General features: G+C 45.1%; 10 protein-coding genes and 1 pseudogene. 6 read left to right on the top strand and 5 right to left on the bottom strand.

The genetic code is table 11. The features are described from left to right. Positions 1–125 precede the first annotated feature (125 nt). Positions 126–239 (top strand): annotated as a pseudogene (locus RID53_RS26945) (RRXRR domain-containing protein); the annotation flags it as partial. Positions 240–387: 148 nt separating this feature from the next. Here RID53_RS26945 and RID53_RS26940 read toward each other — a convergent pair. Continuing rightward, positions 388–921: a hypothetical protein gene (locus RID53_RS26940; protein ID WP_446391026.1), complete on the bottom strand. Its 534-nt coding sequence runs from the start codon at positions 919–921 to the stop codon at positions 388–390. 333 nt (positions 922–1254) lie between these two features. Here RID53_RS26940 and RID53_RS26935 point away from each other — a divergent pair, with 333 nt between their 5' ends. Beyond that, positions 1255–2925: a tetratricopeptide repeat protein gene (locus tag RID53_RS26935; protein WP_446391020.1), complete on the top strand. Its 1671-nt coding sequence runs from the start codon at positions 1255–1257 to the stop codon at positions 2923–2925. A 487-nt stretch (positions 2926–3412) separates the two neighbouring features. On the opposite strand, the gene RID53_RS26930 is transcribed toward RID53_RS26935, so the two are convergent. After that, complete coding sequence (locus RID53_RS26930; RefSeq protein ID WP_446391019.1) at positions 3413–4747, bottom strand: S-layer homology domain-containing protein; 1335 nt, start codon at positions 4745–4747, stop codon at positions 3413–3415. Between the two features lie 430 nt (positions 4748–5177). After that, positions 5178–6077: a PEP-CTERM sorting domain-containing protein gene (locus RID53_RS26925; protein WP_446391018.1), complete on the bottom strand. Its 900-nt coding sequence runs from the start codon at positions 6075–6077 to the stop codon at positions 5178–5180. Between the two features lie 426 nt (positions 6078–6503). On the opposite strand from RID53_RS26925, the gene lepB reads away from it, so the two are divergent. After that, the gene (gene lepB, locus RID53_RS26920) at positions 6504–7151 is read left to right on the top strand and encodes a signal peptidase I (protein ID WP_446391017.1); all 648 of its coding nucleotides are present in this window, start codon (positions 6504–6506) and stop codon (positions 7149–7151) included. A gap of 37 nt (positions 7152–7188) precedes the next feature. Then, positions 7189–7746 carry a 3'-5' exoribonuclease domain-containing protein gene (locus tag RID53_RS26915; RefSeq protein WP_446391016.1) on the top strand — a complete coding sequence of 186 codons (558 nt, stop codon included), beginning with the start codon at positions 7189–7191 and terminating at the stop codon, positions 7744–7746. A 13-nt stretch (positions 7747–7759) separates the two neighbouring features. On the opposite strand, the gene RID53_RS26910 is transcribed toward RID53_RS26915, so the two are convergent. After that, complete coding sequence (locus RID53_RS26910) at positions 7760–9085, bottom strand: hypothetical protein (protein ID WP_446391015.1); 1326 nt, start codon at positions 9083–9085, stop codon at positions 7760–7762. A gap of 673 nt (positions 9086–9758) precedes the next feature. Between RID53_RS26910 and RID53_RS26905 the strand changes: the two genes are divergently transcribed. Continuing rightward, entirely contained in the window at positions 9759–10304 is a 546-nt protein-coding gene (locus tag RID53_RS26905) for a 2'-5' RNA ligase family protein (RefSeq protein WP_446391014.1), read from the top strand. Between the two features lie 220 nt (positions 10305–10524). Here the strand turns inward: RID53_RS26905 and RID53_RS26900 are convergent, their stop codons facing one another. Then, positions 10525–11046, bottom strand: a complete 522-nt coding sequence (locus tag RID53_RS26900; RefSeq protein WP_446341345.1) for a DUF937 domain-containing protein — start codon at positions 11044–11046, stop codon at positions 10525–10527. Positions 11047–11247: 201 nt separating this feature from the next. On the opposite strand from RID53_RS26900, the gene RID53_RS26895 reads away from it, so the two are divergent. Beyond that, complete coding sequence (locus RID53_RS26895) at positions 11248–12798, top strand: YcjF family protein (RefSeq protein WP_446391024.1); 1551 nt, start codon at positions 11248–11250, stop codon at positions 12796–12798. Positions 12799–12891 lie beyond the last annotated feature (93 nt).

Genomic DNA, 12891 nt, shown 5'->3' with positions numbered 1-12891 from the left:
TCGGGTTGTTGTTAAGCCAAGACATCTTAACTGAGATGGCGGTAAGGGACTACATTTCGACTTATCTCGACTTCGCTCGATACAAGTCGCTCAATGTAAATACTTTTACTCGGAGGTTTATCACCATGTTACGAGTACCAGTTTTATCAAAATCGGGTAAGCCGTTAATGCCCACCAAACCTAGCCGCGCTAGGCGTTGGTTGAGAGATGGCAAAGCCAAAGTGGTACATAACGACTTAGACTGAAGTTCCCCCCATCCCGATTGACAATAGAAGCCTAAACCCTGACTAAGTAAGCGTTTGAACCAATTAGCCCCCTTTATTCGTACCCATGTATATTTAAGATTTTCTTAAGACTTTTGGGGAAAAATCTGTGGGATAATCGTAGTCATGTACATAGAACGTGTTCCGAACCGAAATTCCCCACCCGCCGTATTACTTCGCGAGTCCTATCGCGAAGGAAAGAAAGTGCGTAAACGTACCCTAGCAAACTTGTCAAAATTGCCGGATGAGGCAGTAGACGGTTTAAAAATTCTGGCTCTTTTTTGCTCAGATAAACTTCAACACTCTCATTTAACTGTTCCCAAACTGGCAAGAAAACATCCTGATTTCCAAACTGACGCGATAACGAATAAGCTGCACAGAATGCGTCTACTGCCTGTGCCAACTCCCCTATGGCTCTGTAGGTATATCCTAAGTAATAATAGGCTATCCCTTCTTGCCACTGATGTCCTAGCTTTTTTGCCAGATTAAGGTAATCGGTAAAAGTCGCGATCGCCTCTTGCCATTGTTCCCCCTGATAATAGACAATCCCTAAGTTTCCCAGGGCTTCGCATTCCGCCACGCGATCGCCACTCGCTCTCGCTGCTGTTAACTGGTGTTGTAGAGTTATAATTACTACTTGATCAGTTGGCGTACTCATGAGGAAACTCAAACTTTTAACCCCTTTTCCAGAATCCTTGACGGATAAGATTGAGTTTGTAGTAAGGGCTTTAGCCTAAAGTCCGTTGGGTTGAGCGAAGTCGAAACCCAACCTACAATCTATTCCACCATTTTAGCTGTGCCACACCATTAAGGCGGGGCGGGTTTTGTTGCATTTGGACAAACCCGAAACGATAAAAGTCAAACCCGCCCCTACAGACGAACCATAGCGCATCTGGAACCCTCAAAACTTTTGCGAGTTTGATAGCTGGGTGGCACGAAGCCCTGAATTAAAATACGATAAAGTAAAATAAACCTTTTTCTAAGAAAACAGATGGTTAAGCGGTTTTGGCGGTGGCTAGTGCGTCTGATTCAGCCAATCTTACCACCCTGCCTTAAACGGAGAAAATATCAACGGGTGAAACTTCAACGTCTCAGTGATGCAGACTATCAGCAGCTATTTGAGCAACTGCTAACTGGAGTGAGTCAGGGATGGAAACCAGAACAAGTATCGCAACATTTGGGACATCGGATCAATGATCGCTATTTTAGAGCATGGCTGCTGGAGTATGGGAAGCAGTTGCGGCAATTGCCAGAGGCGGATCATCGGTTAGCTTGTCAGTTGCTGCAGTTGAGTCGATTGGGGTGTGGGGAATTGGGGGAAATTGCCGCAGATATTGGCAGGGATTTATTGGCGAAACCTGCGGGGAAAAGGGAGGAAGACGAGGGGAAAAGCGAAAATGCAGAAACTGATGAAGCAGAAGTATGCTTGAATCGAGGGAATCAGCAATTTGCAGATCAGAATTTTCTCAGTGCTATCACATCCTTTGAAAACGCCACTGAAATCCAGCCCGATAACTCCAAAGCTTGGTACAACAAGGGAAATGCCTTAGTGAAGTTAGGGGAAAACGAAAAAGCGCTGGTATCTTTTGACAAAGCCATCGAACTAAAACCCGATAATCACGAAGTTTGGCAAAATCGAGGTGATGCCTTGGCGAAGTTAGGGGAAAACGAAAAAGCGCTGGTATCCTTTGATAAAGCCATTGAACTAAAACCCGATAATCACAAATATTGGTACAACCGGGGAAATGGATTGGTGAAGTTAGGAGAATATGAACAGGCGATCGCGAATTATGATCAAGCCATTCAAATCAAACCCGACTTCTACCAAGCTTGGACGAATCGGGGTAATGCGCTGTCAGATTTAGGAGAAAAGGAAGAGGCGATCGCGAATTATGATCAAGCGATTCAAATCAACTCTGACTTCCACGACGCTTGGAACAACCGGGGGGTGGCGCTAGCTGAGTTAGGGAAACAGGAAGAGGCGATCGCGAATTATGATCAAGCGATTCAAATCAACTCTGACTTCCACGACGCTTGGCATAACCGGGGTGTGGCACTGTTTAGGTTAGGAGAGTATGAACAGGCGATCGCATCGTTTGATCAAGCGATTCAAATTAAACCCGATTTGCACCAAGCTTGGATAAACCGGGGAATTGTCCTTGGAAATTCCTGGAACTATAACCCCGAAGCGGCGGCGGTTGTACCGTTACAATTTCCCAATGTCTCCCCAATCGTGTCTAATCCCATTGAGACTCAATACGGTTATCAAGGGCAATTGTTATCGTATCAGCAAGGCTTAAACCATTGTCCCCAAAACACTCACCCCGAAGGTTGGGGACGATTACATCAAGCAATAGGAAATGCCCACTATCAGGAAGGAAAGTATCAGCCAAATTACCGGGACTATTGGCAGAAAGCCTTAACTGAATATCACCAAGCCTTGATTACCCTTACCCCAGATATCTATCCTGAATGGCATTTAGAGGTTCTACAAAACCTAATTCGCATCTTATGGGGTTTAAACCAAGACACAGCAGCCCAGGAATGGCAAAACCGGGGGTTAACCGTATTTCAGACTCTACTACATAAAAAATCCCCGTTCCAGAAACGCAAACTTATGGCTAAGTTCATCCGTTTTTCTCAGATGCGGGTAGATGTTTGAATCCTAGGACATCGGTCAAGAAACCCAGTTTCTCGGAATACTTGACCGACGCTAAGTAGTCGGATAAAAGAAAACGGTACTGTATTAAGTGCAAGTGAATTGCCCTCAAACCCTTACTGTTGCCTGTTGCCTAATCTCAACCGTTAACTTTAATTGTGTCCACCTACTTATAAGCTGTCATGCATTTAAATTGGGTATTAGCAGCGAGCAAGATGCAAAGCCTGCGGCATGGCTTCGCTTAACGCACTACAAGGATGGGAGCCATTCTTGACATTAAGGTTTAAATGCCGAACAGCTTAGAGACGTTATTGGTGTCATTGCCATTGAAACAGGGGCGGGTTTAGTTGCATTTGGGTGAGGTCAAAAAGGATAGTAGTAAAACCCGCCCCTACATACTACTCGGTTTAGGCAGGTTTAGTTGAATCTGGGTCAACCGAAACGATAATTGTGAAACCCACCCCTACAGACGAACCCTGATCCATTCTTTCTAGTTCGATTGCTGGAGAACCTCACTAGCTGATATGCCCTCACCCTGAGACCCAAAATACCACAGGGCGGCGGCGGCTTCTGCTTGTGTGACTGGCTTTTTCGGTTGAAAGAGAGTGGTATACCCAAAAACGCGACGGATAATCGATTGTTCACCATTCTGAAAATCTGCCAAAATTGCCCGCATTGCTTTCGGATCAATTTTGCCCGCATCTTGAAATCCCCAGGTTTGCTGCACTGCATCTAGAGAGGCTTGCGGTAACCCCTGACGAATATCTAACGGAACTTTCCATAAAACTAGATTTTCCCGTGTTAGAGGTGCATCAGGGCGGAACAGAACTTCTGTAGAATTCCCACTCAAGGGACTAGGAATTAACCCCGCTTCAGCTAATCCCTGAATGACACCAAAATCTGGGTCACTCGCTGGTACATCCTGGAACGTGGGTTGAGTAGTTTCTGAGGCTAAACGGATTTGTTTTCCGGGACTGTTGTCATAAATTCGATTATTCGTTTCAATAAGCCAACGGGCATATTGACGGCGGGTAATAATTTTGCTGGCGGCAAATTGTGTACCACTATCCTCTGATTTATTGTTAGGACTAGAAGCGTCAGGCGTGAGAACACCTAAGGCGGCTAAGTCTTCGACATACTGACGCAATCCCGACGGAACGTTATCGAAATCCGTGAAGTTTTGCTCTTTGCCAGATGTTGAATCAACGGATTCAGTATTCTCTGTTGCTGTCTCTGAAGATTCTGAAGCATCTGACGGTGCTGCTGTCTCGGTACTGCTGCGGAGGTACTGAATTTCAAACGTTGTACTGTTTGGATCAGTCTCTGTCTGGGTTGGCGTTTCTTCCGTATCGTTAATGGCAGTATCTGTAGGAATAGAAACCCTAACTTTTAAATCATTCCGGCGCACAATAAAAGAATTTATACCATCCTGATTCGGTGCAGAAATAACCTGCCAACTGCCTGATTCAAATGCTCTGCGGTAAAATGCTTGAATATCATTACTAGGGTCAGTGGATGACCAGATGGTACGTTGACCTTGGGCATCTGAACGAGTTAAGGGTTCAACGTTCTGTAATTGAGCATCGGGATAGCGGGGAATTACGGTAGGGAAATCCTCTGGTAATTGCGCCGAAGATGTTTGTTCATTCGTCTGACTCCCCAAAACTGAGGCATTATCCTCAAGTTCAGGATCTACGGCTAAGGAACGTTCTAAAGATTGACCTGTGGGACTATTGGCGCAGGCGGTCAATACACCCACGAGGCAAGCAACGAAACCCGTAAATAGAATAGGACGTTTATTTAGCAGCACAGGAAACAGAACCAATAGATGTTTCTCTTCTCACGCTAGCGCAAAACTTTATTCTTATGTTATTTGTCCTTTCGGGATTTCCCTCCCATCTCACAGTAGATTCCCCTTCTCTCCCCCCTTTTTAGATCACCCTTTTCCTTTTTTAGATCCCCTTCCCGTCCCCCTTCAGATCACCCTTCCGTTTCCCTTATAGATCCCCCTCCTGTCCCCCTTCAGATCCCCCTCCCGTCCCCCTTCAAAAGGGGGAAGCCAAAGGATGCTTCGCTTTTTTGGCACGGGGAAGCCAGATGTTGCTTCGCTTTTTGTTATTCGGGGAAGCAAAAGAATGCTTTGCCTTTTTTTCCATGGGGTAAGCCATTAGTCGGTTTTAACCGACTTAAGCTATTAGCCAAGAACTTGAGTTCTTGGCTGGTTATTACCAATGATGCAATTACAAAAATGGCAGCTAGCCTCGTGATTGGCGACGGCGTAAAGCCATACCCGCAAAGGTTAAACCAATGCCAGCAATCCCAGCCAGACCCGAAGGTTCAGGGACTGACTCAAGGTCTCCTTTTAGCGCCACACCATCATTGCCACACTCTAAGAACAAATGACTGATGAAATTACCTCCATTTCTGGGAAGCAAAGCACGGTCAAATCTAAAACCAAACGTGTGAGAGTCATTCGCTTCAAAGTGACTAAAATCGAGTCCAGCATTACTGAGTTGAGTCCCATCCAATAGATCAATATCGCCTAAAAATCTACCGGATTGAATCACATTGAGGATTGGAGTATTATTCTTCTTTGGCTTCTGGGCAATGGTGCTGCCATAGAGATAATCGTAAACATCGGCTTTGTCTGGCAAGTCAGTGCCTTGGGTATTGATTTTGTCAAACTTACTGTGGTTATAGTATTGCTTTAAACTGCCATACCCATCGTTATCTTGAGTTACGCTCATTGCCGTGACATTTTGATAAACTCCAGTACGACTGACTTGAGAATCATTAGTTTCAGCAAAGCGAATTCCAAATAGATCACCATCATTCATCGCTGTGGTAAAATTTTTTCCAGAAAAATTAAAGAACAAATCACCAAATCCAACATTGTTGTCAACCGCTCCTCTGTCTTTATTTCCTTCTAAGGGTGTGCCACCTGTTAGAGCCACAAAAATACTATCGGCTGTTTCTTTCATGGCTAATCCTTTGATGTCATACTTAGCACCACCCGAGCCATCACCGAAGGCATCAATTCCATAGTTCCAGTCGTTATGCAATTGTCCAGCGTTGGCTGGCTGACCCAGCATAGAAATTAAGCTAACTGCGACTGCCGCACTTCCGATGAATTTAGAAACTTTGTTAGTGTTCATGGCGTCAATTCTCATAGATTAGAATGTTTACACTTACAATTAAAGCGAATCTAAATAAACTTATTGTTAATTCGGCAGCTTTTTTTGTGATGTTTTATTAAAACAAATAATTTGAGGGATGCAAAAACATAAAAAATATACCAGGATTTTTTGTGTAAAAAAACAGATAATAATACGGGGTTATTTAAGATTAAAATAAACTCTGAATCCCAGTTAAACTAGCGAATGCATTTCTCCAAAGGCAGCAGGAGAGTCTCCCTGATCGCCGTTGACGGGGTTGAGGGATGCGATCGCCTAGTGAACACAAGCCGAATCAGTACCTCTATCGCTCAAAGAGCGAGAGAGCGTGTTATCTTGACTGAAAGGCAAATGTTTTGTGGCGGAAGCAAGAAAAGTGACAGCCAGCGATTCTCAGTGCCAACGTGTATGACTTTAAACGAAACGGTAAAAAAGCAGTCTGCCAAGGGAGGGACTTCAATACCTGTGGACAAACCGAATCAGTCAACAGTAGCAGAACAATCGACCCAACCTATATCGCCAAGATCCAAGTTCTGGCAACAAGTCCGGGAAAATATCCAAATTATTGCGATCGCACTCGCCCTAGCGCTGTTGATTCGAGTCTTTATTGCCGAACCGCGCTACATTCCCTCAAACTCGATGATACCGACATTGAACATCGGCGATCGCGTGGTTGTAGAAAAAATTTCTTACCACTTCAAACCCCCAGTCAGCGGAGACATCATTGTCTTTGATCCACCGCCTCAACTGCAAATGCAGGGGTTTACCAAAGACCAAGCCTTTATTAAACGGATCATTGCTACACCGGGTCAAATCGTCCAAATTCAAGATGGCAAAGTCTATATTAATGGGGAACCGCTAGACGAAGTTTACATTGCTGAACCCCCCAACTATAAAATGGCACCCGTGCGAGTTCCGGAGGGTCAGTTATTTGTCATGGGAGATAATCGCAACAACAGCAACGACTCTCACGTTTGGGGATTCTTGCCTCAACCTAATATTATTGGTCACGCTTGTTTCCGCTTCTGGCCCCCCAGCCGATTCGGTTTAGTTTGATGTCTGTAACTCCAGTTGGAAATGAGTTAGAAAATAGATGACAATCGAAATCTACGTCAGTACAGATATTGAATCTGATGGTCCCATTCCTGGACCGCACTCAATGTTGAGTATTGCCTCGGCTGCTTTCAAAGCAGACAAACAATTAATTGCAACCTTTACAACCAACCTGGAAACTTTGCCAGGAGCAAAAGGTCACCCCAAAACCATGAAATGGTGGTCACAACAACCCACCGCCTGGGAAGCCAGCCGAGTTAACCCACAACCCCCCGAACAGGTAATGCAGAACTATCACGCTTGGTTAGAAGCATTACCGGGTAAACCCATCTTTGTTGGCTATCCCGCTGCCTTTGACTTTATGTTTGTCTATTGGTATTTGATGAAGTTTGTCGGCGATAGTCCCTTTAACCATTCGGCACTCGACATCCGCTCCTATGCCATGGCATTCCTTAAACAAAACTATCGTGAGTCAGGGAAGAAAAATCTCCCCCCTGAGTGGTTGGAGGAAATGCCCCTGACCCACGTTGCTCTCGATGATGCAATACAACAGGGAAAATTATTTTGCAATCTTCTGCAAAACAACTTACAACGATAGGCAGCCGTTTCCCTTAAGAGTGGAGACCCTCAACGTAGGCTTTAATAGTCGGTAGTGCCATCATCTTTTCGTAGAAGAAATTATTGACAATCTGCATCACCTCGGCTCGTGCTGCCTCGACTTGGGGACTCAGTGGAACCCCTTCTTGCTGACGACTAATGCAGCGGGATAAACGCAGGAGATGACGGGTAATTTCTAATTCTTCTTCCCCTTCCAAAACCTTGATCACGGACAGAATCAGTTCATCCGTTTGATCGAGAATGTGATCAATATCAAACACCGCACCTTGGTCGATGGCATCTTTCACCGTTCGCACTAAGGCATGAACTTGATACAGTAAGGCGGCGGGTTCATCAAACAGTTCCCTTAGGAAGGCGGCTTCCTCATATTGTCCATTCAGGCGGAAGATGTTGTACAGTCGTTTAGCCGCTTTGCCATAGTTGGGATTATCCGGCTTAAAATATTTTTTAACTTCCTTTTCCAACTGCGTCACATAATCATCCATGACATCAGTTGAAACCTGCTTCACCAGTTTAGAAAAGATGGGGGCAGATTCAGCATCGAGGTAAATTTCTTGGAAATAGCCGTCTAGATAGCCATCTAAGGGAGTGATTGTACCATCGGGAGCTTCCCAAGTGACATCCAACATATTGCTGGCGTTAGCCAATTGACGGCGCACCGGATCGGCAATCACCCAGTCCAGCTTACACCAACCGGGATCGTCGGCGACCGAATCCCAAGTGATGGTCATAGAATTGCCTTGCAAGTCGCTAACTTCAATTTGCCCAGCGACAACATCATCAGGAGACCAGGAGATAGGTGATCCTTTGGGATAGGAATGTTCATCGCGGATCACATCTTGGGGATAGCTACCAAATTTCAGTTCAACTAATTGAAAATTATCACCTGAGCGGCTGTTGATGGCTTTCTCACGCATAATTCGGGAGAGAGTCTGGCAGGCTTCAGCCCGAGTCGGGGCGATGATATTCACTCGCTCAAAGTAGTCACAGTCCCCTGGGTGAGTTTGAACCTTAGATTGAGCCGCTGAACCTGAGAGCGCCAATGCTGTTTCGACAACACCAGGAATATCGTCAAATTCTACAATTCTGCCGATGGTGCGAAAACGCTCTAGATCTTTGGGGTCAAAATCTAACATACTAACCTTGTGACCGAAAACCCCCGTATCGTGATCAACACTAATATCACTGTCTCCTGTGGCTTCGGTGATGGACTTCATCCATCGTTCTAATTCTTGTTCATTGAGTTGAACCCCTAATCGACGGGCAGATTCAATCACCCGGTTACGCGCCTCTGCCGTTTGATCTGGTTTTGTCGTCATGTCGGATCTCCTCCAGATAAATAATTGATCAAGGATTTGATGAGTTAAGAAACATCAAGCTTGCATTATTTTGAGTCAATTTACTATAGCTTTTACCATCAAGGTTAGAACTTGCGTGAACGGCGGAAATGTTCACATCTCATTCAGAATTTTGCTGCCTTCTGTCCGCTCTGCCTTGGAGCATTTTGCTATAATAGCCTAACTCAAAAAGAAGATTATATTATTTTGTCATAGTTTCAACCAGATGTCTCACACGTTTGGCAAGCTTAGTTGCCAAAACCTTGACCTAGATTGGATTTTGAGTATTTTTGACTGAGCTATAATCTTGACAACGTGTCATTTGTCATTCGTCATTTGTCATTTGTCATTTGTCATTTGTCATTTGTCATTTGTCATTTGTCATTCGTCATTTGTCATTTGGTCAGGGCGGGTTTTGCAGCCAAGCTAAGGAAAACCATCAATATTAGTCCCTAAACCCACCCCTACACACAGATACACCATGGTACGTTTCTACATGAATGTCCCCAGCTCCCTCATCTCCCCCAGCTCCCCCTCACCACAGCACTTATTCAGCAGCCCCTATTTACATAACTGATGGAATATTAAGTTTATTTTCATCAACAAACTTAATCCCGAAAACTGTCTCGACGAAACCCTATTTTTATGGCTTAATATGAAAAAACTCTTTTTTATCGCCCTACTTCCTCCTCAAACCATTCAAGACTCGATTATGGAAATCAAGCAACATTGTGCTGATGTTTATGAGAGTAAAGCTGCCCTAAAATCTCCACCCCATATTACACTGCAATCCCCTTTTAAATGGGAAGTCGAGGCTGTACCTATTCTCGAAGAATCCCTGAAAAGTTTTGCTCAAACTCGAAAACCTATCCCCATCAGTCTCAAAGGGTTTGGGGCATTTAAACCTCGCGTTATTTACGTCAATGTTCTGAAAACACCAGAACTGATCGCGATTCAAAAGGATTTAATGGCATATCTAGAAGACTCTTTAGGTATCGTTGATGAGCGTTCTAAAAATCGCTCCTTTTCTCCTCATGTTACCGTTGCTTTTCGTGATTTGAAACGGCAGAATTTCCGCAAGGCGTGGACGGAATTTGAGAACCAACCGTTAGAATTTGAGTTTTTGGCATCCCATCTCACCTTGTTACTTCACGATGGTCGGCGATGGAATGTGAATGTAGAGTTTCCTTTTTTAACATAATCATATTATATCTTTATTACGGAATGAAAAAAGTAGAGACATTGCCAGCAACGTCCCTACTGGCGTGGCACACCTAAACAAGATGGATATTGTAGGGGCGCACCGACGTGCGCCCGAAAAACCTGTAATATCACGTCCAGTAGTATCGGACGTGTTTGATCCTGTTCGTAGTCCGGGACATCAAGCATTTTAAGGCACTAAAGTGCCTACTACATACAAACTAAGGATTCAGATAACGAGACGCCATTTGCATTGCATCAGCAATATCCACATCGCCGTCACCATCTGTATCCAGGAATGAGTTTAGCACCGGATTCGATCCTTCTGGATTTTGGTTATTTGTTCCCGTTTTGAGTAAATTCAGCACCAAGGGAACCAACATGGGTAACAGGGATTGAATGGTAGCCGCATTGAGTCCTGTCCGTTGTTCGGCTTCCTCGACTAACTGTTGGATTTGCGGTGTATTAAAGAGTAAATTGACTGCTTGATTGTTAGCACCTGTACCACTGAATTGGTTAATAAAGGATTGTGTCTCTTGTTCTCCTTCCGCTTCTCGCTTTTGTTGCAACGCGGGACGGGCATATTTGCCAACGATAGATAAAACGGATTGAATTGTGGAGGGGTCAGCCTCGGCACTTTGACTGAGGTTTTGCACGGTACTGAGGATGCCCGCTAATTGACCAGAACTGGCTTCCTGAGAGGGGTTATTAATCGCACCGAGAATTTGATTGAATAAACTCATTGTTTTTTGGGCTGTAAAGAGTGTCTCTAATGATCAGCATTATCCATTAAGTATAGTTCGTTGCTCTTGGCTCACCACACGGTAACGTGGCTTCTATTACCTGTGCTGCCAGCTCTCATTGAAACTCTCCGCCCATCGCTAAACTATAGTTATCACTCCTTTGCCATCTGCCTTCTATCCCTTCTGCCTTCTGCAACCATTATGCCCCTACCCCGCCTACTGACGCTCATTATCGGTCTCAGTATTATTCTGGGGCTAATCCTGTGGCTGATTGACTCGATTAATCGACTCTATTGGTCGTTAAATTCGCCTCTACTGGCAAATTTGCTGGTTTTATTGCTGATTGTCCTCCTGATCCTGTTAATTGCCACGTTTGTCTACTATGTCTGGACATTCAGCCGCCCCAAATCCTCTCGCCGACGTCGCCCGACGCCAAAAGTACCGCAGGAGAAAGCAGAAGCCGCTTCTGAAACGCTAAAAGCGGTGCGACAGCAGGTGCAGAACATTCAAGATGAGGTAGCCCAGCAAGCCCTGTTGAGTCGATCGCGTGAGATTGAGGCGACGTTAGCCCGTGGGGAACTGTTGGTTGTCATTTTTGGTACGGGTTCATCGGGGAAAACTTCCCTAATTAATGCTCTCATTGGGCAGATGGTGGGTCAAGTGGGCGCACCGATGGGAACTACAGATCAGGGACAAACGTATACGCTAACGTTGAAGGGAATAGAACGACAGATTTTGATTACCGATACACCAGGGATTTTAGAAGCGGGTGTGGTGGGTACCCAACGGGAACAACTGGCGCGACAGCTTGCCACGGAAGCCGATTTATTATTGTTTGTGGTGGATAATGACTTGCGACAGTCGGAGTATGATCCGTTACGTCGTCTAGCGGATATTGGGAAGCGATCGCTGTTGGTGCTGAATAAAACCGATCTCTACACAGAAACTGACAAAGAAACGATTCTAGCCCGGTTACGCCAGCAGGTACGCGGCTTTATTGCTGCATCGGATGTAGTCGCCATTGCCGCCAATCCCCAACCTGTACGATTAGACAATGGGGAAGACGTCCAACCTGACCCTGACATCATACCCTTAATCCGCCGTCTGGCGGCGGTGCTACGCGCTGAAGGGCAAGATTTGATTGCGGATAATATCTTACTCCAGTCTCAGCGTTTAGGCGAAGATGCCCGTCGTTTGATTGATCAGCAACGGCGGCGACAGGCGGAGAAAGTGGTGGAACGATTCCAGTGGATTGGCGCTGGAGTGATTGCGGTTACACCGTTACCTGTCGTCGATTTATTAGCAACGGCGGCGGTTAACGCCCAGATGGTAGTGGAAATTGGTCGAATTTATGGCTGTGATCTGAATATGGAACGGGGGAGAGAATTAGCGCTATCTCTGGGAAAAACCTTAGCCAGTTTGGGAATTGTTCAAGGGGCGATGCAACTTCTATCAAGGGCGCTACAATTTCACATCGCTACCTATTTAGTTGGCAAAGCGATTCAAGGGGTAACAGCGGCGTATTTAATCCGAATTGCTGGGAAGAGTTTTATTGAATACTTCCGTCATGACCAAGACTGGGGTGATGGGGGAATGACAGAAGTGGTGCAGCAGCAATTTCAGCTAAACCGTAAGGATGAATTTATGAAAGTATTTATTCAAGAGGCGATCGCACGAGTGGTTATGCCCATGAGAGAGGCTTCAGAGGTGAAAGATTTAAGAGATTCTCAACAGGACGACTGGGAACATTAAGTTGTCATTTGTCACAAGACAGGAAATGGGAAACAGAAAATTCATAACTTATAGCACTACGCAGACACGTTAGGACAAATTAAGAAAAATTCA

This window comes from Coleofasciculus sp. B1-GNL1-01 (genome assembly GCF_040220235.1).
Lineage (GTDB): Bacteria > Cyanobacteriota > Cyanobacteriia > Cyanobacteriales > Coleofasciculaceae > Coleofasciculus.
This window is presented reverse-complemented; position numbering and strand designations above follow the sequence as displayed.